Origin of the sequence: Streptomyces sp. NPDC050433, from assembly GCF_044458565.1 — a bacterium.
In the GTDB taxonomy this organism is placed as follows: Bacteria; Actinomycetota; Actinomycetes; order Streptomycetales; family Streptomycetaceae; genus Streptomyces.
In genome coordinates, this window is record NZ_JBITIB010000001.1 from 317773 (window position 1) to 338456 (window position 20684).

Annotated in this window: 18 protein-coding genes and 1 pseudogene; 11 read left to right on the plus strand and 8 right to left on the minus strand. The window is 70.2% G+C overall.

Translation table 11 applies throughout. From position 1 onward, the window contains the following. Positions 1-67 precede the first annotated feature (67 nt). The 4 genes and pseudogenes from ACIBLA_RS01520 to ACIBLA_RS01535 form a co-directional block, all read right to left on the minus strand. The gene (locus tag ACIBLA_RS01520) at positions 68-232 is read right to left on the minus strand and encodes a hypothetical protein (RefSeq protein ID WP_363243707.1); all 165 of its coding nucleotides are present in this window, start codon (positions 230-232) and stop codon (positions 68-70) included. A gap of 11 nt (positions 233-243) precedes the next feature. Continuing rightward, positions 244-1734 (minus strand): ATP-binding protein, encoded by a 1491-nt coding sequence (locus tag ACIBLA_RS01525; protein WP_363243708.1) that lies wholly within the window; start codon positions 1732-1734, stop codon positions 244-246. A 165-nt stretch (positions 1735-1899) separates the two neighbouring features. Further along, positions 1900-2616 (minus strand): annotated as a pseudogene (locus ACIBLA_RS01530) (hypothetical protein); the annotation flags it as partial. 36 nt (positions 2617-2652) lie between these two features. Further along, positions 2653-3012, minus strand: a complete 360-nt coding sequence (locus ACIBLA_RS01535; RefSeq protein WP_399197498.1) for a hypothetical protein — start codon at positions 3010-3012, stop codon at positions 2653-2655. A 468-nt stretch (positions 3013-3480) separates the two neighbouring features. Here ACIBLA_RS01535 and ACIBLA_RS01540 point away from each other — a divergent pair, with 468 nt between their 5' ends. The 8 genes from ACIBLA_RS01540 to ACIBLA_RS01575 all read left to right on the plus strand — a co-directional run bounded on the left by ACIBLA_RS01540 (position 3481) and on the right by ACIBLA_RS01575 (position 12303). After that, positions 3481-4722, plus strand: a complete 1242-nt coding sequence (locus ACIBLA_RS01540) for an amidohydrolase (protein ID WP_399197581.1) — start codon at positions 3481-3483, stop codon at positions 4720-4722. 159 nt (positions 4723-4881) lie between these two features. Continuing rightward, positions 4882-5931, plus strand: a complete 1050-nt coding sequence (locus tag ACIBLA_RS01545; RefSeq protein ID WP_363243710.1) for a BMP family ABC transporter substrate-binding protein — start codon at positions 4882-4884, stop codon at positions 5929-5931. Positions 5932-6173: 242 nt separating this feature from the next. Next, positions 6174-7700 carry an ABC transporter ATP-binding protein gene (locus ACIBLA_RS01550; protein ID WP_399197582.1) on the plus strand — a complete coding sequence of 509 codons (1527 nt, stop codon included), beginning with the start codon at positions 6174-6176 and terminating at the stop codon, positions 7698-7700. Then, a complete protein-coding gene (locus ACIBLA_RS01555) occupies positions 7700-8878 on the plus strand; it encodes an ABC transporter permease (RefSeq protein WP_363243711.1) in 1179 nt (392 codons plus the stop codon). The genes ACIBLA_RS01550 and ACIBLA_RS01555 overlap by 1 nt, the downstream gene beginning before the upstream one ends. Beyond that, positions 8875-10140: an ABC transporter permease gene (locus ACIBLA_RS01560; protein WP_363243712.1), complete on the plus strand. Its 1266-nt coding sequence runs from the start codon at positions 8875-8877 to the stop codon at positions 10138-10140. Before ACIBLA_RS01555 ends, ACIBLA_RS01560 begins: the two co-directional genes overlap by 4 nt. Further along, entirely contained in the window at positions 10137-10553 is a 417-nt protein-coding gene (locus ACIBLA_RS01565) for a cytidine deaminase (protein ID WP_363243713.1), read from the plus strand. The genes ACIBLA_RS01560 and ACIBLA_RS01565 overlap by 4 nt, the downstream gene beginning before the upstream one ends. Before the next feature lie 15 nt (positions 10554-10568). Then, on the plus strand, positions 10569-11846 hold the full coding sequence (locus tag ACIBLA_RS01570) for a thymidine phosphorylase (protein ID WP_363243714.1): 1278 nt from the start codon (positions 10569-10571) through the stop codon (positions 11844-11846). Between the two features lie 70 nt (positions 11847-11916). Continuing rightward, positions 11917-12303 carry an STAS domain-containing protein gene (locus ACIBLA_RS01575; protein ID WP_399197499.1) on the plus strand — a complete coding sequence of 129 codons (387 nt, stop codon included), beginning with the start codon at positions 11917-11919 and terminating at the stop codon, positions 12301-12303. Here ACIBLA_RS01575 and ACIBLA_RS01580 read toward each other — a convergent pair. From ACIBLA_RS01580 to ACIBLA_RS01590, 3 genes are all read right to left on the minus strand, one after another. Then, complete coding sequence (locus ACIBLA_RS01580; protein WP_363243716.1) at positions 12290-14446, minus strand: SpoIIE family protein phosphatase; 2157 nt, start codon at positions 14444-14446, stop codon at positions 12290-12292. The genes ACIBLA_RS01575 and ACIBLA_RS01580 overlap by 14 nt on opposite strands. 130 nt (positions 14447-14576) lie before the next feature. Continuing rightward, complete coding sequence (locus ACIBLA_RS01585; protein WP_363243717.1) at positions 14577-15566, minus strand: sigma-70 family RNA polymerase sigma factor; 990 nt, start codon at positions 15564-15566, stop codon at positions 14577-14579. A 166-nt stretch (positions 15567-15732) separates the two neighbouring features. Next, positions 15733-17022, minus strand: coding sequence for an MFS transporter (locus ACIBLA_RS01590; protein WP_363243718.1), 1290 nt, complete (start codon positions 17020-17022; stop codon positions 15733-15735). Between the two features lie 62 nt (positions 17023-17084). Between ACIBLA_RS01590 and ACIBLA_RS01595 the strand changes: the two genes are divergently transcribed. Next, positions 17085-18104, plus strand: coding sequence for a LysR family transcriptional regulator (locus tag ACIBLA_RS01595; protein ID WP_363243719.1), 1020 nt, complete (start codon positions 17085-17087; stop codon positions 18102-18104). A 39-nt stretch (positions 18105-18143) separates the two neighbouring features. Here ACIBLA_RS01595 and ACIBLA_RS01600 read toward each other — a convergent pair whose 3' ends face one another. Then, positions 18144-18962 carry an alpha/beta hydrolase gene (locus tag ACIBLA_RS01600; RefSeq protein ID WP_363243721.1) on the minus strand — a complete coding sequence of 273 codons (819 nt, stop codon included), beginning with the start codon at positions 18960-18962 and terminating at the stop codon, positions 18144-18146. A gap of 103 nt (positions 18963-19065) precedes the next feature. On the opposite strand from ACIBLA_RS01600, the gene ACIBLA_RS01605 reads away from it, so the two are divergent. After that, positions 19066-20211 (plus strand): adenosine deaminase, encoded by a 1146-nt coding sequence (locus ACIBLA_RS01605; protein WP_363243722.1) that lies wholly within the window; start codon positions 19066-19068, stop codon positions 20209-20211. 138 nt (positions 20212-20349) lie between these two features. Beyond that, positions 20350-20682: an ATP-binding protein gene (locus ACIBLA_RS01610; RefSeq protein WP_363243723.1), complete on the plus strand. Its 333-nt coding sequence runs from the start codon at positions 20350-20352 to the stop codon at positions 20680-20682. Positions 20683-20684 lie beyond the last annotated feature (2 nt).

Genomic DNA, 20684 nt, shown 5'->3' on the forward strand with positions numbered 1-20684 from the left:
CGGGCAGCCGTCCCGCCGGACCACCGCGACGTCGACCACTTCGGCGTCGCGGCCCGCTGCGTCGCGGCTACGACGCCGGGATGAGGGACGGCTTGGTTTTCAGTCCGCCGTTGTTATCGCAGCCGAGTTCTTTCGCCTGGGCCAGGGCGAAGGAGTGGGCGAGGGTGGCGTAGGCGTTCTTCTGCGGGCGCTCGTCGCCCTCGGGCTCGGTGGGCAGGCCCGCGCGCCCCACCCGACCCGCGCTCAGTACAAGGCAGCCAGATCCACCAGCGCCACATCCGAACGACGCTCGGCCGCGCGCCGCAGGTCCGGGTAGAAGCCGTTGAGCGAGAACAGGGTCAGGACCGTCCCTTCCGTGCCGTAGCCCTGTCCGGACAGGAGACCGCGGATGTGCTCCAGCCGGGCGAGATCGTGTGTGCCGCGCTGCTCGATGGTCGCCTTGGCTTCACCGAGCAGTCGGATCTCCGCCCCGGGCTGCTGCGGGCGGCTGTTCAGATCGAGCGCGACGACATCGACCTCGTGCGCGGTCCTTGCTCTGGGATCGGGCACTACGGTCGTGCCGATCGACCCCAATTCGAAGCCGGGCAGGAGTTCATGGGCGTAGTTCCCGGTCCACTGGCGTGCGAGTTCTTCGAAGTGCGGTCCCAGGATCTTCGACTGGAATGTCGAAGACGAGGCCCGCCATGCCTGGTCGGCGCGACCGCGGTCGATCAGGTCGGCCCGGGGGACCGCGATGAGCTGGTTGAACCGGATCACCGGGTCCACGAGTCTGATGCTTGTGTTCCGGCCCCGCAGAAGGTCTTGTTCCTTGACGACGTATCCAGAGCTTTGCAGGACGTCCAGCGGGTGGGCCAGCGCTGTCCGTTCCCTGCCGATCAGGCCGCCGATCTTCGTCGGTGAGGACGCTCCGCGGGCGATCGCCGTCAGTACGTCGTAATAGAGGGTGCGGCGTGTGATGCGGGGATCCTCGCGCAGCAAGTACTCGGTCTCGGTGCGTGTGAAGACCCCGATGCCGGGGCTGAGAAGGTTGTCCACCACCCAGGTGTCGAAGGTGCTCTCGGAGGTGGGTGTGCCAGTGGCGACCAGTTGCCGGTAGCCGGGTGCCCCGCCGAGGACGGCGTGCAGACGCAGGGCGACAGCCGGATCGTCGACGGACCACAACCGCCGGGCTGCCCGGTAGTCGAACGCGGACAATCGCATGTCCAGGGCGGCTCGCCCACGCAGCGGCTGTGTGCCGGAGAGGAGTTCGTGCATGACGCTCATCGCCGAACCGCACAGAATGATCCGCCCCCGGGCGGAGCTGCCCGTGCCGGTCCGGGAATCGTCGTAGAGCTTCTGCAGGATGCCGGGGATCTCGGGGGAGTGCTCCAGCAGATAGGGCAGTTCGTCGATGACGAGGAGAGGCACGGCCGTTCGCGCGGCGGCCTGGTCGAGCGCCGTGGACAGTATCCGTTCCCAGTCCCCGATCTCGACGGTCGCGTCCGGGAGCCCGGCGTAGGCGGCGATGGCGGCGGTGGCCCGGCGCAGCGCCGCGATGCGGCCCTCTTCCCGGACGGCGGTCAGATACAACCCACCGGCCTGTTCGGTGAGGGCGCGCAGGAGGAACGACTTGCCGTGGCGTCTGCGGCCGGACAGCAGCCCCAGCCTCAGATGCGGGTCGTCGGCCAGCAGGAATTGGTTCAGGACGCGCCACTCCGGCTCCCGGGCGACGACCCATGATGGCTTCTCCAGCACCCTGTCACCCCATCCGTATAAGTTGATCTATACGAATCAGTATAGGTCCGCGAGGACGCGTGGGTGTGAGAAGCGGGCGTTCTTACCCGATGTGTCCTTTTGGCCAGGGCCTTGCTGTAAGGGGTGATGAACTTTCTCCAGGGACTTCTACGTTCGCCTTGCGGTCGTGTCGGTGGCGAGCGCGCCGAAGAACGCGAGGGACTTCTCCGGGCCGAGCTTCTCGTAGAAGTTCTTCGAGAACTCGACGGACTTGCTGTTGTCCGCCAGTAGTTCGTTGAGAGCCTGGAGTTCGGTGTGGGTGAGGTCACGGCCCTTGCCGGCCAGGGCGGCGGCTCGTGCGGCCTCTTCTTGGTCCAGCTTCCTGTACGTCGGCCCGCTGAAGTCCTTGCGGTCGGTGACGTTGGCCTCAAGGGCGTTCTTGAACGCAACGTCGGTGTCGTCGCAGTTGTCGACGATGCGGTCGATCTTCGCCTGCCAGGCGGCGATGTTCTGCTTCTCCCGCTGGAGGGTCTCCTGGTAGTCCGGGTCATGGGCGCGCTGGTACGGCGTGAGTTCCTGGACCGAGTCCCGGGCGGTGACCTTGCCCTTGGCGTCCACGTGGATCCCGGCCGCCGGCCCCTCGTGGTCCCGGATGTTCAGCAACTGGTCCCTGGCGGTCTTGATGGCCGCGTAGCCGTCGTCAAGGATCTGCGTCACGCCCCTGGCCTCGGCCGCCGCGTCCTTGAACTCCTTGGCCGTCTTGGCGATGAACTCCTTGGTGACGCCCGCGTTCACGCCCTCCCAAGCGGCCTTGTCCGCCCTGGCCGTCATCTCCGTCCAGCCGTCGGCGGCGGCCTTCAGCTTCGCCACCGGGGCGTTGATGATGTCCTTGTACGTCAGCATGCCGAACTTCCCCCGTCGTTCCCCGCGCGTGGTGCGTTACTTCATGTAATCCGGCAGTGCCGAGATCGGGGTGATGTCACCCTCGATCTTCACGTTGTCCTTGGCATGCTGCGCCTTGGTGAAGTCCAGATGGTTCGAGATCCGCGCGCAGGCGTCCAGCAGCGTCTTGAGATGGGTCTGCCACCGGTCGTTCACCTTGAGCAGCGCGGAACCGCTCGTGAACTGCCCGTTGGTCAGCGCGATCGCCGCGTCGTGGGTGGCGGGACGCGCGTGGTCGCCGTCCCTGGAGAGCCGGACCCGCAGGTCGTACGCGTCGTTCCCGATACGGCCGAGATCGTCCCGGTTGACGACAAGATTTCCGCCGCCGCCCTCGGCCGGAAGGCTGTTGAGCCGCATCGAGTGACGCTGGGCCGCCGCGCCACGACGCGTATCGGCGCCGTCACCGACAAGTGCCCGTGACCGGGCGGCAGTTGGCATCGGCGTCCGGTCGACGGGTGTTCGGTGCTCCACGTGTGGGAGGGCCGGCACGCGGTCCGTGCGCGGACAGGTCGTTGCCGATGCCGCGAGGCGCGGTGCGGCGGTTCCACCGGAGCGGGGGAGCCCGCTCCGTACGGCCTCGGGGCAGCCGGGCCCGTACGCGACACGGACCGGCCGGGAAACGGACGGGCTGCGACAGGCGTCCGGATTCTGGACGGATTCGACACTCTCCGTCACCGCTCCGCGACGGATGGGCGAGTTTACCCGCCACGGCGATGTGTCACTCGCCTTCCGGCCCGCTTTCTTACGCCTTTCGGGCCTAAGTTTTGTTGATCGTCGGGCAGTTGCCCCCTCGGGGGGCCTACCCTTCAACAGGTGAACCAGTTGATGTCCCGCGAGTCCGAAGCCGCCCTCTCCGGTGAGTCCAGCGCGGCGGCGCTGCCCGGCACGTTGTCCGAAACGCTGCGTACCGAGCTGATCGCCTTCCGCCGCGACATGCACATGCACCCGGAGCTGGGCAACCAGGAGTTCCGTACCACCGCCGCGCTGCGGCACCGGCTGGAGCGGGCCGGGCTCGCGCCGCAGGTGCTGAATACCGGCACCGGGCTCTTCTGCGACATCGGCACACGCGACGGCGCGACCGGCGTACGCCCCATGCTCGCCCTCCGCGCGGACATCGACGCTCTCCCCATCCCGGACACCAAGACCGGTGTGGCCTACCGCTCCACCGTGCCCGACCGCGCCCACGCCTGCGGGCACGACGTGCACACCACCGCCGTTCTCGGCGCGGGTCTGGTCCTGGCCGAACTCGACCGGGAGGGTTTGCTGCCCCACCCGGTGCGGCTGATCTTCCAGCCCGCCGAGGAGGTCCTGCCCGGCGGCGCGCTCGACGCGATCGAGTCCGGCGTCCTGGAGGGCGTCGGCAGGATCATCGCGGTGCACTGCGACCCGCGCGTGGACGTCGGCACCATCGGCCTGCGCACCGGCCCGATCACCTCTGCCTGCGACCGGCTGGAAGTCGCCCTCGACGGTCCCGGCGGCCACACCGCGCGCCCGCATTTGACCACCGACCTGGTCACCGCCGCCGCGAAGGTCGCCACCGAGGTGCCCGCGCTGCTGGCCCGCCGCGTCGACGCCCGGTCCGGGCTCGCGCTCACCTGGGGTCGTATCGCCGCCGGCCACGCCTGCAACGTGATCCCGCAGCACGCCGAGCTGTCCGGCACCGTCCGCTGCCTGGACCTGAAGTCCTGGCGCGAGGCGCCGGACCTGGTGCACGCCGCGATCGACGAGATCTCCGCGCTGTACCACGCCAAGTCGCAGATCAACTACGTACGCGGGGTGCCGCCCGTCGTCAACGACCTGCTGGCGGCCGAGCTGCTGCGCGACGCCCAGATCGCGCGCCGGGGCCCGCAGTCGATCGAGGACACCGAGCAGAGCCTCGGCGGCGAGGACTTCTCCTGGTATCTGGAGCAGGTCCCCGGAGCGATGGCACGGCTGGGCGTACGGACCCCGGGCGACAGTGCCCGGCGCGATCTTCACCGGGGGGATTTCGACGTGGACGAACGGGCGATTCAGGTCGGTGTGGAGCTTTTCACCGCCGCCGCGCTCCTCGACGGCGACCGTTCGTAACCGGCCGTGCCCCTTCCCGTAATCGGACGTCGCACCGCCTGTTCGCGACGATCCGATAACGGCTTCCGTACAGGGCTTTAACTGACATCTACGCGCGTTACGATCGCGGCGAAACCAGCGCCGTGAAGAGGCGCTTAGGTCGCTTTGAAGGAGCCTCCCTTGCGCCGGATCACCAGGATAGCCACCGTGGGCGTCGCGTCCGCGGCGCTCGCGCTCAGCGCCACCGCGTGTGGCAACACCTCCTCGTCGGACGCCGCGTCCGATTCGAAGGAGAAAAGCGCCGCCATCGCGTACGACATCGGTGGCCGCGGTGACCAGTCCTTCAACGACGCCGCGTACGCGGGTCTGGCGAAGGCCGAGAAGGACCTCAAGCTCAAGGGCAACGACGCCGAGCCGTCCGACGGTGAGGCCGACGCCGACAAGATACAGCGGCTGACCGAGCTGGCCCGTTCCGGCAACAACCCGGTGATCGGCGTGGGCTTCGCCTACGCGCCGGCCATCAAGAAGGTCGCTCCGAAGTTCCCGAAGACGACCTTCGGCATCATCGACGACTCGTCGGTGACCGGCGACAACATCGCCAACATGGTCTTCAACGAGGAGCAGGGCTCCTACCTCGCCGGTGTCGCGGCGGCCAAGGCCACCAAGTCCAAGACGGTCGGTTTCATCGGCGGCGTCGAGACCCCGCTGATCAAGAAGTTCGAGGCGGGCTACGCGCAGGGCGTCAAGGACACCGACCCGTCGGTGAAGGTGCTCTCGCAGTACCTGACCCAGCCGCCGAACTTCGACGGCTTCTCCAAGCCCGACCTCGGCAAGGCCGCCGCCCAGGGCCAGCTCGACAAGAAGGCCGACGTGATCTACGCGGCGGCCGGTCTGGCCGGCTCCGGCTCGATCGAGGCGGTCTCGGCCGCGGGCAAGTGGAGCATCGGCGTCGACTCCGACCAGTACCAGCAGGCCGGTCTCGCCCAGTACAAGGACAGCATCCTGACCTCCGCCACCAAGGACGTCGCCGACGCGGTGTACAACCTGATCAAGTCGGTCGCGGACGGCAAGCCGGAGAACGGTGAGATCCGCTACGGCCTGGACAAGGACGGCGTCGGCCTCACCGACACCAACCCGGCCTACGTCAAGATGACCGAGGTCACCGCCGCGGTGGACAAGGCCAAGCAGGAGATCATCGACGGCAAGATCACCGTCAAGACCGCTCCGTAACACCGCCGGCCCGGAGCGACGGCGCGAGCCGCCGCCGCTCCGGGCTCCGGTCGCGGGCCCGGGTCACCGGAGCCGGACCCCTTCTCCGCAAGATCTACGCTCACGATTCGGCAGCGCTACGCGTGTAGACGCCCCTCCGGCGCGATAGCTTCACCCCCGCCCTGCCCTCCGCCCCGCCTCCGGTCCTTTCCGGCCAAGGAGAGTGCGTCATCAACGCGTCCAGCAGCCCGCCCGCCGTAGAACTGCACGGCATCACCAAGCGGTTCCCCGGCGTCGTCGCCAACCACGACATCGGCATCACCATCAACAAGGGCACCGTGCACGCCCTCGTCGGTGAGAACGGTGCCGGCAAGTCGACCCTGATGAAGATCCTTTACGGCATGCAGAAGCCGGACGAGGGAACCATCACCGTCGACGGCGACCAGGTCACCTTCAACAGCCCGGCCGACGCCATCACGCGCGGCATCGGCATGGTGCACCAGCACTTCATGCTGGCCGACAACCTCACCGTCCTGGAGAACGTCGTTCTCGGGGCCGAGAAGCTGCACGGCATCGGGCAGGGTGCGCGGAACAAGATCACCGAGATCTCCGACGCGTACGGCCTCGGGGTCCGCCCCGACGCCTACGTCGAAGACCTCGGCGTCGCCGACCGCCAGCGCGTGGAGATCCTCAAGGTCCTCTACCGCGGCGCCCGCATACTCATCCTCGACGAGCCCACCGCGGTGCTCGTCCCGCAGGAGGTCGACGCCCTCTTCGACAACCTGCGCGAACTCAAGGCCGAGGGCCTCACCGTCATCTTCATCTCGCACAAGCTGGGCGAAGTGCTGTCCGTCGCCGACGACATCACCGTCATCCGGCGCGGTACGACCGTGGGCACGGCCGACCCCGCGAACACCACCACCAAGCAGCTCGCCGAGCTGATGGTCGGCAGCGAACTCCCCTCGCCCGAGACCCGCGAGTCGACCGTCACGGACGTGCCGGTGCTCAACGTCGCGGACCTGCGGCTCACCGTCACCGACCCCGACGGCGTCGTACGCGAGGTGCTTTCCGAGATCGGCTTCACCATCCACCGGGGCGAAGTCCTCGGCATAGCCGGCGTCGAGGGCAACGGCCAGACCGAACTGATCGAGACGCTGATGGGCCTGCGCGACCCGGACGGCGGCGTGATCACCCTCGACACCGCCGACATCTCGCACGCGCCCACCCGCGAACGCCGCGAGAGCGGCATCGGCTACATCCCCGAGGACCGGCACCGGCACGGACTGCTGCTGGAGTCGCCCCTGTGGGAGAACCGCATCCTCGGCCATGTCACCGAGCGCCCCAACAGCCGGCGCGGACTCCTCGACCCCAAGGCCGCCCGTGCCGACACCCGGCGCATCGTGGTCGAGTACGACGTCCGCACCCCCGGCATCGACGTCACGGCCTCCTCCCTCTCCGGCGGCAACCAGCAGAAGCTGATCGTCGGCCGCGAGATGAGCCACCTCCCGAAGCTGCTGATCGCCGCCCACCCCACGCGCGGCGTCGACGTCGGCGCGCAGGCCCAGATCTGGGACCAGATCAAGGCCGCCCGGCGCGACGGGCTCGCGGTGCTGCTGATCTCCGCCGACCTGGACGAGCTGATCGGACTCTCCGACACCCTGCGCGTGATGTACCGCGGCAGGCTCGTCGCCGACGCGGATCCCGCCACCATCACCCCGGAGGAGCTGGGCACCGCCATGACCGGCGCCGCGACCGGCCATCTCGAGGCAGCCCCGGAGGACGAGGCCTGATGAAGAAGTTCGACAAGGACCGGCTGATACTGGGCCTGGCCGGCCCGGTGCTCGCCCTGGTCGTCGCCATCGCGCTGACCACGGTGGTGCTGCTCGCCTCGGGCACCGACCCGTGGGAGCCGTACCGGATCATGTTCGAGTCGGCGAGCTACGTCGACGTGCAGGTCCTGATCGTCAACCAGGCCGGTACGTACTATCTCGCCGCCCTCGCCGTCGCCATCGGCTTCCGGATGAACCTCTTCAACATCGGGGTCGACGGCCAGTACCGCCTCGCCGCGATGATGGCGGCGCTCGTCGGCGCCAGCGTCAGTCTGCCGGGACCGCTCCAGATCGCGCTCATCGTCATCACCGCGATGCTCGTCGGCGCCTTCTGGTCCGGCATCGCGGGCATCCTCAAGACCACGCGCGGGGTGAGCGAAGTCGTCTCCACGATCATGCTCAACTCGATCGCGACCAGCCTCGTCGCCTGGCTGATCCTGCCGAAGAACTTCGGCGAGCAGCCCCCCGGCTCCAACAACCTGACGACCGGCGAGATCCCGGAGGCCGGCTGGTTCCCCGGACTGTCCATGGGCGCCGAGGCCGGTGAGATCTACGGCTTCACCTTCGTCGCCGCGCTCTGCGGTGTCATCTACTGGTTCGTCCTCGGCCGCACCCGCTTCGGCTTCGACCTGCGCGCCACCGGCGCCAGCGAGAGTGCCGCGCAGGCGTCCGGCGTCGACGCCAAGAAGATGATCCTCACCTCGATGCTGATCTCCGGCGCGGTCGCGGGCCTGGTCGGCATGCCGACGCTGCTGGGCGACACCCACACGTACAGCCTCGACTTCCCGACCGGTATCGGCTTCACCGGCATCACGATCGCGCTGCTGGGCCGCAACCACCCGCTGGGCATCGCGTTCAGCGCGCTGCTGATCGCGTTCCTCGACAAGTCGTCCGCCTCTCTCGACCAGTTCGGGTACGAGAAGGAGATCGCGACGATCATGCAGGGCCTGATCGTGATCTCGGTCGTGGTCAGTTACGAACTGGTCCGCCGTTACGGGCTCCGCCGCCAGCAGCAGAAGGTCGGCGAGGAACTCGCGGCGGGCGGCGCCATCAAGACCGAGGCCGATGCCGGTTCCACGAGCGACACGAGTGACATGAGCGACACGAGCGCCAAGAGTGACAAGGGGGCTGCCCTGTGAGTACCAGCACCGTTACCGCAGCGAGCGCGGCTCCCAAGAAGGGCGGCGGGAGGCGCAAGCTCACCCTGCCCGTCATCCTGCTGATCATCTCCGGCGCACTGGCCCTGATCTCCCTGGTCCGGCTCATCAGCGGCGCCGAGGACATCACCTCCGTAGGACAGGTGGCCGGCGCGCTCGAACTCGCCGTACCCATCGGCCTCGCCGGACTCGGCGGTCTGTGGGCCGAGCGCGCGGGCGTCATCAACATCGGGCTCGAAGGGATGATGGTCCTCGGCACCTGGTTCGGCGCCTGGGCCGGATTCCAGTGGGGCCCCTGGGTCGGCGTGCTGTTCGGGATACTCGGCGGGGCACTCGGCGGCCTCCTGCACGCGATCGTCACCGTCACCTTCGGTGTGAACCACATCGTCTCCGGTGTGGCCATCAACATCCTCGCCGTCGGCGTGACCCGCTACCTCTCCAACTTCACCTTCGCCAACGAGCCGGGCGGCTCCTCCAAGCAGTCCCCACGCATCGATTCGATCACCGAGATCACCATTCCAGGACTGGCCGACGCGTTGGCCGATCTCCAACAGAAACACTGGTTCCTGATCTCCGACATCGCCGGAGTGCTCGGCGGTCTGGTGACGGGCCTGTCCCTGCTGACGATCGTCGCCCTGCTGCTGATTCCGGGCACCTGGTGGGTGCTGTGGCGAACGTCCTTCGGACTGCGCCTGCGCTCCTGCGGTGAGAACCCGATCGCGGCCGAGACGCTGGGCGTCAACGTCTACAAGTACAAGTACATCGCCGTCACCGTCTCCGGCGGACTCGCCGGCCTCGGTGGCGCGTTCCTGGCCATCGTCGCCACCGGCATCTACCAGGAGAACCAGACCGGCGGACGCGGCTACATCGGTCTCGCCGCGATGATCTTCGGCAACTGGATGCCGGGCGGAATGGCGCTGGGCGCCGGTCTGTTCGGCTTCACCGACAGCCTCAAGCTGCGCGGCGGCGCCGAGAACGTGCACGCGATGCTGCTTCTGCTGGCGATCCTGCTGGTGCTCGTCGTGGGCTGGCAGCTCTACAAGCGCAAGTTCGTCTCCGCCGCGATATCGGCGGTCGTGTCCGCGCTGCTGTTCATCTGGTACGCCTTGACGGACCAGGTGCCCAGCCAGTTCGTCGACGCCGCCCCGTATGTGACGACGCTGCTCGTCCTCGCGCTGTCCGCGCAACGGCTGAGGATGCCCAAGGCCAACGGCATGACCTATCGAAGAGGGCAGGGCACATGACGGTTACGGACTTCGCCGCCGAGGGTTCCGGCTTCGACTGGGGGACCCTTCGCGCGGCGGCCCGTGACGCCATGTCCCGCGCCTACGCGCCGTATTCGGGATTCCCGGTCGGCGCCGCCGCCCTGGTGGACGACGGCCGGACCGTCACCGGCTGCAACGTCGAGAACGCCTCGTACGGCCTCGGCCTGTGCGCCGAGTGCGGACTCGTCTCGGCGCTGCACACGACGGGCGGCGGCAGGCTCACGCACTTCACCTGCGTGGACGGCGCGGGCGCGCTGCTGGTGCCGTGCGGCCGGTGCCGCCAGCTGCTGTACGAATTCGGCGGCCCCGGCCTGCTGCTCGACACCCCGGAGGGGGTCCTCCCGCTCTCCGGGATGCTGCCGCAGGCCTTCGGCCCGCAGCACCTTTCCTAGAACGTAAGGATCACCATGGACGTCATCTCCGTCATCCGCACCAAGCGGGACCGCGGTGAGCTGAGCCCCGAGCAGATCGATTGGGTCATCGACGCCTACACGCGCGGTGACGTCGCCGACGAGCAGATGTCGGCCCTCGCCATGGCGATCCTGCTGAACGGCATGAACCGCACGGAGATCGCCCGCTGGACCGCCGCCATGATCGCCTCCGGCGAGCGCATGGACTTCTCCTCGCTCTCCCGTCCCACCGCCGACAAGCACTCCACGGGCGGCGTCGGCGACAAGATCACGCTGCCGCTCGCCCCGCTGGTGGCCGCCTGCGGCGCGGCCGTACCGCAGCTCAGCGGACGCGGACTCGGCCACACCGGCGGCACCCTCGACAAGCTGGAGGCCATCCCCGGCTGGCGCGCCCGTATCTCCAACGCCGAGATGCTGGACGTGCTGGCGTCCGCCGGCGCCGTGATCTGCGCCGCCGGTGACGGTCTGGCCCCGGCCGACAAGAAGCTGTACGCGCTCCGCGACGTCACCGGCACCGTCGAGGCGATCCCGCTCATCGCCTCCTCGATCATGTCCAAGAAGATCGCCGAGGGCACCGGCTCACTCGTCCTGGACGTCAAGGTCGGCTCCGGGGCCTTCATGAAGACCGTCGAGGACGCCCGCGAACTGGCCTCCACCATGGTCGGCCTCGGCACCGACCACGGGGTGCGCACCGTCGCGCTCCTCACCGACATGGCCACCCCGCTCGGCCTCACCGCGGGCAACGCCCTGGAGGTACGCGAGTCGGTCGAGGTCCTGGCGGGCGGTGGCCCGGCCGACGTGGTCGAGCTGACGCTGGCCCTGGCCCGCGAGATGCTGGCCGCCGCCGGTCTGCCGGACGCCGACCCGGCCAAGGCCCTGGCCGACGGCTCGGCGATGGACGTCTGGCGCCGGATGATCACGGCCCAGGGCGGCGACCCGGACGCCGCGCTCCCGGTGGCGCGCGAGCGCCAGGTGATCACCGCGCCGTCCTCCGGTGTGCTGACCCGGCTCGACGCCTACGACATCGGTGTCGCCGCCTGGCGCCTGGGCGCGGGCCGCGCCCGCAAGGAGGACGTGGTGCAGGCGGGCGCCGGCGTCGAGCTGCACGCCAAGCCGGGCGATCCGGTGACGGCGGGGCAGCCGCTGCTCACGCTGCACACCGACACCCCCGAGAAGTTCGACTACGCGGTCGAATCGCTGACGGCGGCCTACGACATCGCACCGGCCGGGACGGCGTACACCGCCGCCCCGATCGTCCTCGACCGGATCGCCTGACAGCCGTCGCAGTCGCCCGACTGCCGTCGCACCGCGATGAGTTACGGCCCGCGCGCCGGTCTCATTGGGTGTGGAAGCCACCCAGACGATCCTCCTCGCCCTGCGCGGACCGATCACCGCGGCCGATGTCCCTCAGCTCTGCGACCAGCTGGCCGCACGGCTGAGAGACAGCGACGCCACCGACGCGATCTGCGACGTCGGCGCGCTCGGGCGGCCGACCGTGGCCACCGTGAACGCCCTGGCCAGACTCCAGCTCGTCGCCCGCAGGCACGGCTGCCGGATCCGGCTGCGGGGCGCGGGCCCCGAGCTGCTTCTGCTGCTGGAGCTGGTGGGGCTGACGGACATCGTCCGGCCCGTCGACGCCTGCGGTGGCTCGGTCGACACGGGCCCCGATCCGCCCGGTCGCGGGGCTCTCGGCCCGCACGCGGCGAACGCCGTGTGCGTCAGTCGGGGGTGAGATCCTGCTCCGCCCAGATCGTCTTGCCCGTGTACGTCTGGCGGGTCCCCCAGCCCTGTGTGAGCTGGGCGACCAGGAGCAGCCCACGGCCGCCCTCGTCGGAGCTGCGGGCCCGGCGCAGGTGCGGGGCGGTGCTGCTGCCGTCGGAGACCTCGATGAGGAGGTTCCGGTCGCGGATCAGGCGCAGCCGGATAGGCGTCTCGCCGTACCGGATCGCGTTGGTGACGAGTTCGCTGACGACCAGCTCGGTGATGAAAGCCGCCTCGTCCAGGCCCCAGGCGTCCAGCTGCTGGCAGGCGTCCTTACGGGTCCTGGCGACGGCGCTGGCCTCGCGCGGCACCTCCCAGGTGGCCACATGGGCCGTGTCCAGGGCGCGCGTACGGGCCATCAGCAGCGCCACGTCGTCCGCCGGGCGGTCCGGGATGAGCGCTTGGAGGACGGCGTCGCACCTGCTCTCCAAGGACTCGGCCGGCTGCCCCAGCACCTCTCGCAGCATGGCGAGACTCTCGTCGATGCCCCGGTCACGGGAGCGGACGAGTCCGTCGGTGTAGAGCGCGAGGACGCTTCCCTCGGGCAGCGTCAGCTCGGTGGCCTCGAAGGGCATCCCGCCGAGGCCCAGGGGCGGGCCCGCCGGGACGTCGAGGAATTCCACGGCGCCGTCCGGGGTGATCAGCGCCGGTTCCGGATGCCCGGCCCGGGCCAGGGTGCAGAGCCGGGAGACCGGGTCGTAGACCGCGTACAGGCAGGTGGCGCCGATGTCGCCGGAAGGGGGGTCCGCGCTGTTGGTCTCGGCGGCCAGGTGGATGACGAGATCGTCCAGATGGGTCAGCAGTTCGTCGGGCCGCAGATCGACGTCGGCCAGGGTACGGACGGCGGTGCGCAGCCGCCCCATGGCGGCCGACGCCTGGATGCCGTGGCCGACCACGTCGCCGACGACCAGGGCGACGCGGGCGCCGGAGAGCGGGATCACGTCGAACCAGTCACCGCCGACGCCGGCCTGTGCGCTCGCGGGCAGATAGCGGGAGGCCAGCTCGACGGCCGCCTGCTTGGGCAGCCGTCTTGGCAGGAGACTCTGTTGCAGGGTGAGGGAGGTGCGGCGCTCGCGTCCGTAACGGCGGGCGTTGTCGATGCAGACCGCGGCCCTGGCGGTGATCTCCTCGGCCAGCAGCAGGTCGTCCTGTTCGAAGGGCTCTGGGCGCCGGTGGCGGGAGAAGGCGACCACGCCGAGGGTGATACCGCGGGCCCGCATGGGGACCGCCAGCACCGAGTGGAAGCCGTACTTCCGCACCCGGTCGGCCCGGTCCGGGGCATCGCGCTCCCATGCGCCCAGGGCGGCGGGGTTCACTTGCCGTATCAGCGGCCGGCCCGTGGCCAGGCACTCGGCGGCGGGTGAGGCGTCCGGGTAGGGAGCGATCGAGCCGCGCTGGACCACGGCCTCGGGGCAGCCCTCCAGAACGGACTGGCAGGCGACCCGGCGCAGCTTCACAGACCTCGGCGGCTCGGCACGGGGGTCCTCGCCGCCTTCGATGGAGGGGAGCAGGTCGACGGTGACGAAGTCGGCCAGCCGGGGGACGGACACATCGGCCAGCTCCTGCGCCGTGCGCGTGAGATCCAGGGTGGAGCCGATGCGGACGCTGGCCTCGTTGATCAGTGCCAGCATGTCCCGCGCCTGGACTTCTTCGGTCACGTCCTGCGCGGAGAGGATCACTCCTCGCACCGTCCCCCCGGTGTCCCGTACGGGGGCGAGGGAAATCGTCCAGACGCTCTCGCGCTTGTGGCCCGGCAGCCGCAGGGACACCTGAAGCTGCCCCTCCTCGCCGGTCTCCAGCACCCGGCGCATGTGCTCTTCGGTCCGCTCGCTCTGGGGGTCGACCAGGATCTCCGTCACCCGCTGCCCCCGCATGGCCCCCTCGGACAGGCCCATCACACGTTCCATGCGGGTGGTCGCCAGGCGCAGCCGCAAATGGATGTCGTACAGCGCGGCCGTGGCCGGGGACTGGGTGAACGCCCACTTCACCAGTGCGTCGTCCATGGCGGGCGACGCGCAACCGGCCACGGCGGCGGTTCCGTCCGTGGCCGCGTCAGCGGCGGGGTCCTCCGGCCACGGCACCTGGCCGTCACCCTCGGGTTCGATTCGTGTCATCGGCCCCTTCCCGTCCCCTTGACCTGACCCTTCCACCATGGTCCGCGGTTCGGCCAGGGGCAAACGGCGGGGGCGCCGACCGCTGCGGATCCTGCGGGGAAGGGCGGCCGGGAAGGGCGCCGGACGGGCCTCAGCTCGCGTCCTTCTCCAACCGCGCGGGGAGGTCGAACAGCGGGAACCACCGCTCGGTGTCCAGGAACGAGGTGATCCCCGTGACCTTGCCCTCCTCGATCTCGATGACCATGAGCGCCCACGGCACATACCCGTCGCCGTCCGGGCTCGGGTGGTAGTGCGCGAACGCGGGCGTGCCGTTGGCGACCGTCGGCACCAGCCGGGAACCGCGGCAGACCTCGCCGACACCGAGCATCCAGCCCACGATGTCGTCGTGCCCGCGCAGCCACAGGTCGTACGGGGGCATGGAGAGCGTCGCGTCCTCGTGGAGGAGAGCGGTCAGCGCCTTCATGTCATAGCCCTCGAACGCGGCCACATACCGCTCCAGCAGCTCCTTCTGCTCCTCGTCCAGGGGGTCCGAGGCGTCGGTCGAGGCCGGCTCGGACTCGGCGATCGTCGCGCGGGCCCGCTGGAGCGCGCTGTTGACCGAAGCGACCGTCGTCTCCAGCAGCTCGGCCACCTCGCTCGCCTTCCACGCCAGCACCTCGCGCAGGATCAGCACGGCGCGCTGCTTCGGCGGCAGGTGCTGGAGCGCTGCGACGAAGGCGAGCCGGATCGTCTCCCGCTCCACGGCCGTCTCCGCGGGGTCGACCACCGAGGGCAGCACCCGGCCGTCGGGCACCGGCTCCAGCCAGGTGACCTCCGGACGTGAGTTCAGCTTCGCCTGGGACACCGGGGTCGCCTCCGTGAGATCCATCGGCCGGGCGCGGCGATTGCCCGCGTTCAGCATGTCGAGGCACACGTTCGTCGCGATGCGGTAGAGCCACGAGCGCAGCGACGACCGGCCCTCGAACCGGTCGAAGCTCCGCCAGGCGCGCACCATCGTGTCCTGCACCGCGTCCTCGGCCTCGAAGGCGGAGCCCAGCATCCGGTAGCAGTAACCGGTCAGCTCCGTCCTGTGCTTCTCCAGCCGGGAATCAAGATCCTGTGTTGTAGCCAGATCACTCATCGGGTCACCCCAGTCGCCCCCTTGGAACCAGTCCACCGGAAGCTACCGCAGCCCACTGACAATCGGTGCGCCCCAGGGAAAACTGCCTGGTCCCGCGCAGGATGTGCCACCCCGTTCGAGGGTGCCCGGCAGCCCAACGCCCGCCGGCCCCCGTGCCCGGCAGCCCCTACCGGCCCGCCGCCACCGCGAGGGCGCGCCGTTCGGCGCGGGCCGCGTGCGTCCCGTACAGCGTCACCGAGACCACACCGAGCACCGCGAGCAGTCCGAGCGCCGCCGTCGCGCCCCAGCCGCCCGCGTGGAACGCCACGGCGCCCAGGGTGCCGCCCGCGCTGCTGCCCACGTAGTACGCGCTCTGGTAGAGCGCCGACGCCTGCGCGCGGGCCGTCTTCGCCGTACGGCTCACCGCCGACGAGGCCACCGCGTGGCCCGCGAAGAAGCCCGCCGTGATCAGGACCAGGCCCAGCAGTACGGCGCCGAGCGAATCCGCCAGCGACAGCAGCAGCCCCGCCGCCGTCGTCCCGACCGCCAGATACAGCGCGCCGCGCCGTCCCAGCCGGGCCACCAGCTGCCCGGCCGCCGCCGAGGAGGCCGTACCGACCAGATAGACCAGGAAGATCGAACCGATCACGCCCTGCGGGAGGTTGAACGGCGCCTCCACGAGCCGGAATCCGATCGCCGTGTAGACCGCGCCGAACACGGTCATGAACAGCGCGCCGATCGCGTACAGCCTGCGCAGCAGCGGATCGGCCAGATGACCGCCGACGGTCCTGGCCAGCGCGCGCGGATTCAGCGTCCCCGGACGGAAGTTGCGGGCCCTGGGCAGCAGTACGCGGAAGACCACCACGCACACCAGGGCGATCAGCCCGACCGCCGCGAGCCCGGCCCGCCAGCCCCACAGCTGGCTGATCCAGCCCGCCACGATGCGCCCGCTCATGCCGCCGATGCTGTTGCCCGCGACGAACAGCCCGATCGCGCCGACCAGCGCCTTGGGCCGTACCTCCTCCGCGAGATACGCCATCGCGGAGGCGGGCAGCCCGGCCAGCGCGGCGCCCTGGACCGCGCGCAGCGCGATCAGCCACTCAAGGTTCGGCGCGAACGGCACGAGCAGCCCGACGACCACCGCGACCGTCAGGGACACCGTCATCAGCGTCCGCCGGCCGAAGCGCTCGGACAGCGCGCTGAGCGGCAGGACGAACAGCGCCAGCGCGCCCGTGGCCGCCGACACCGTCCAGCTGGCCGCGCCCGCCGTCACACCGAAGTCGGCGGTGATGGCGGGCAGCAGTGCCTGGGTGGAGTAGAGCAGCGCGAAGGCGGCGACCCCGGCGGCGAAGAGAGCGAAGCTCATCCGGCGGTAGCCGGGGCGGCCGGGCGTCAGGGGTTCGGTCGTCGGAGGTTCTGCGGACGCGGAGGCGAGGGCACCCGTGGTGACGGGTGCCTCTGTACTGACGTGGGCCATACGACGAACGTACGGAGCCCGACCTCATGCGTCCAATGCATGGAATCGTCATAATCGTTCCCATGACGCATCAACGCAGGCCCCGGCCCCGGCTGTCATCAAGCAGTTACGCACAAGACATCGCACCGTCGTCCCCGGCACCGGCACCGCCCCCGGCACCCGCCGCCGACCTCGACCCCGAGTCCTGGTCCGCCCTGCTGGCGCCCCGCCTCGCCCAGTTCGCGGGTGTCGCGCGCCACGAGCACGTCACCCGCGCCGCGCACGACATGAACGTCCCCCAGTCCACGCTCTCGCGCGCGATGGTCCGGCTCGAACAGGACCTGGGCATCGCCCTGTTCGCCCGCAAGGGCCGTACCGTCTCGCTCACCCCCGCCGGACGCACCTTCCTCACCTCAGTAGAAGGCGCGCTCGCCGAGGTCGAGAGGGCGGCCGAATCCGTACGGGCCGACGCCGACCCCGCCTCCGGCAAGGTCGCCTTCGGCTTTCTGCACACGATGGGCTCCGAGACCGTCCCCGAACTGATCCGTGCCTTCCGCGCCGACCATCCGCGCGTCCGCTTCCAACTCGTCCAGAACTACGGCGAGGCGATGCTCGAACGCCTCCGGGCGGGCGAGCTGGACCTCTGCCTCACCTCCCCGATCCCCGAGGCCCCCGACCTGGTGGCCCGCCGGCTGGACGAACAGCGGCTGCGCCTCGTCGTCCCCGACGACCACCGCCTGGCGGGCCGCAGACGCATCCGCCTCGCCGAGGCGGCCGACGAGACGTTCGTGACCCTGGAGCCGGGTTACGGGCTGCGCCGTATCACCGACGACCTCTGCGAGGCCGCCGGGTTCCGGCCCCGCGTCGCCTTCGAGGGCGAGGAGGCCGAGACCCTGCGCGGCCTGGTCGCGGCGGGCCTCGGCGTCGCGCTGCTGCCGCCCCCGGCGGTGGCCCGCCCCGGCGTCGTGGAGCTGACGGTCACCGCGCCACGCGCCGTACGCGAGGTCGGCGTCGCCTGGCTCGACGGCCACCCGGACACCCCGCCGGTGGCCGCCTTCAAGCGCTTCCTGCTCTCCCGCCGGGGCCATCTGCTGCCCGACTGAGGCGAGTTGGCGTCACTCCGGCCGCGGAGACATCCGTACCTACGGCCGCAGCGACCGCCCGAACCCCGCCGCGAGCGGCATTCGCAGCCCCAGCGGCGGCGGCGCGGCCAGCGCGTCGGTGACGGGCCGCGAGTACGCGTGCGAGAGCAGCGCCCCCAGGACGAAGTCCACCGCCAGCGCCAGGACTTCACCGTGGTGCTGGCGCAGCGCGTGCCCGTCGGAGTGCACCTCGAAGCGGCAGGTGCACCGGTTGGCCTTCCTGGCGCGTTCCGCCAGCCGGTAGGACAGTTCGGGGTCGCTGCGCTCGTCGTCGGTGCCGTGCACGATCAGCACCTGCCGCCCCGCGAGCTGCGTGACCGGCTCCGGCTCGCCGCCCGCCGCCCCCTCCGGCAGCCAGGGCGCCATCGCCAGCACCGAGTTGACGGCCGGGTGCCCGGCGGCACGCAGCGCGGCGCGTGCGCCCATGCCGTGCCCGGCCAGACAGACCGGCACATCGCCGTAGCGCCGTACGACCTCCTCCGCCGCCCACCCGGCGTCGGCCGAGAGCTGCGCGTCGGCGCCGTTCCAGCCGCGCGAGCGGTAGCGCACCATGTGCACCAGCAGCCCCTCGCGCGCACCGGCGCGCGCCAGCGTCCGTGCAAGCGGCAGCATCGACGCGTAGGCGACGGTGGAGGGCCCGCGTGCCGATACGGGCTCGCCCGGTGGCAGTACGAGAACGACCCCGCCCACCTCCGGTGGCGAGGTCGGCGCGGAGAAGGCCCGCCCCAGCCGTGCGCGCGGCTCCGTACGACGCCCGAGAACCCCCGCGCCCCGCCACGGCGTGCGTCCGCCGGGGTCGGGAACTGCCCGCTGTCCCATGGCAGAACAGTCTCAGAAGGTGAGGTGTACACCACCCGTACGCACGGTCACTGTTACGTATCGGCGAGAGGTGATCTACGCGCGTAGGCGTTAAGGTGCTGAGATGACGAGCCAGACCTACCGACCGCCGACCGCCGACCAGATCCGCCGCGCCCCCAAGGTGCTCCTCCACGACCATCTCGACGGGGGCCTGCGCCCCGGCACGATCGTCGAACTCGCCCGCGTGGCGGGCTACGAGGGCCTGCCCGAGACCGAGCCCGACAAGCTCGGCCTCTGGTTCCGCGAAGCGGCCGACTCGGGCTCGCTGGAGCGGTATCTGGAGACCTTCGCGCACACCTGTGCCGTCATGCAGAGCCGCGACGCGCTCGTCAGGGTCGCCGCCGAGTGCGCCGAGGACCTGGCGGCGGACGGCGTCGTCTACGCGGAGGTGCGGTACGCCCCCGAGCAGCACCTGGAGGGCGGTCTCAGCCTCGAAGAGGTCGTGGAGGCGGTCAACGAGGGCTTCAAGGAGGGCGAGGCCCGCGCCCGCCAGGCAGGCCGGCGGATCCGCGTGGGCGCCCTGCTGACCGCGATGCGGCACGCGGCCCGCGCCCTGGAGATCGCCGAACTGGCCAACCGCTACCGGGACTCGGGCGTCGTCGGCTTCGACATCGCCGGCGCGGAGGCGGGCTTCCCGCCCACCCGCCACCTCGACGCGTTCGAGTTCCTGAAGCGCGAGAACAACCACTTCACCATCCACGCGGGCGAGGCCTTCGGCCTCCCGTCGATCTGGCAGGCCCTCCAGTGGTGCGGCGCCGACCGGCTCGGCCACGGCGTGCGCATCATCGACGACATCGAGGTCGCCGACGACGGCTCGGTGACACTGGGCAGGCTCGCCTCCTACGTACGCGACAAGCGCATCCCGCTGGAGCTGTGCCCCAGCTCCAACCTCCAGACCGGCGCCGCCGCCTCCATCGCCGAACACCCCATCGGCCTGCTGCGCAAACTGCATTTCCGGGCGACCGTGAACACGGACAACCGGCTCATGAGCGGTACGAGCATGAGCCGTGAATTCGAGCTGCTGACCGAGGCGTTCGGTTACACGCTCGACGACATGCAGTGGTTCTCGGTCAATGCGATGAAATCAGCATTCATTCCTTTCGATGAACGACTGGCCATGATCAACGACGTGATCAAGCCCGGATATGCCGAGTTGAAATCCGAATGGCTGTTCAAGCAGACCGCTGCGACCAGCGAGTCTTCGGTCTGAGCAGGTCAACCACCGTTCCACTGAGGCGGGCCGGGACACGATCTCCGGTCCGCCTCAAGGTGTTTGCGGACGGTGGGCGGCGATGGCTAACTTGCGGAGCCGCTCGCATTCCCGATTCCCCAAGGGACGAAAACTGTCATGAAGCAGACCGCTGCCAAGACTCTCGGCGTCGCCGCCCTCGGTGCCGCATTCGCCGCCACCGCAGCCGGTAGCGCGTCCGCCGCCCCCGCGCCCGCTGTTCCGGACGCCGGCGGCCCTCTGGACAGCATCACCAAGAGCCTGCCGACGGAGTCCCTGACCGGCGGCCTCCCCGACGGCACCGCCGAGGGCGTGACCGCCACCCGTGCCGCGCTCGGCAGCGCCGTCGGTACGGTCCAGCAGACCGCCCCCGTGGCCCTCTCGGCCATCACGGCCGCCAACCCCCTCACCGGCCTGCTGGGCGGCCTCCCGGTCGGCACACTGGGCCAGTAGGA

Coding starts and splice junctions, on each gene's coding strand:
- ACIBLA_RS01590 (WP_363243718.1), bottom strand. CDS start 17,022: ATGGCCCACGTCAGTACAGAGGCACCCGTCACCACGGGTGCCCTCGCC.
- ACIBLA_RS01580 (WP_363243716.1), bottom strand. CDS start 14,446: ATGACACGAATCGAACCCGAGGGTGACGGCCAGGTGCCGTGGCCGGAG.
- ACIBLA_RS01605 (WP_363243722.1), top strand. CDS start 19,066: ATGACGAGCCAGACCTACCGACCGCCGACCGCCGACCAGATCCGCCGC.
- ACIBLA_RS01555 (WP_363243711.1), top strand. CDS start 7,700: ATGAAGAAGTTCGACAAGGACCGGCTGATACTGGGCCTGGCCGGCCCG.
- ACIBLA_RS01600 (WP_363243721.1), bottom strand. CDS start 18,962: ATGGGACAGCGGGCAGTTCCCGACCCCGGCGGACGCACGCCGTGGCGG.
- ACIBLA_RS01535 (WP_399197498.1), bottom strand. CDS start 3,012: ATGCGGCTCAACAGCCTTCCGGCCGAGGGCGGCGGCGGAAATCTTGTC.
- ACIBLA_RS01610 (WP_363243723.1), top strand. CDS start 20,350: ATGAAGCAGACCGCTGCCAAGACTCTCGGCGTCGCCGCCCTCGGTGCC.
- ACIBLA_RS01570 (WP_363243714.1), top strand. CDS start 10,569: ATGGACGTCATCTCCGTCATCCGCACCAAGCGGGACCGCGGTGAGCTG.
- ACIBLA_RS01565 (WP_363243713.1), top strand. CDS start 10,137: ATGACGGTTACGGACTTCGCCGCCGAGGGTTCCGGCTTCGACTGGGGG.
- ACIBLA_RS01540 (WP_399197581.1), top strand. CDS start 3,481: ATGTCCCGCGAGTCCGAAGCCGCCCTCTCCGGTGAGTCCAGCGCGGCG.
- ACIBLA_RS01595 (WP_363243719.1), top strand. CDS start 17,085: ATGACGCATCAACGCAGGCCCCGGCCCCGGCTGTCATCAAGCAGTTAC.
- ACIBLA_RS01585 (WP_363243717.1), bottom strand. CDS start 15,566: ATGAGTGATCTGGCTACAACACAGGATCTTGATTCCCGGCTGGAGAAG.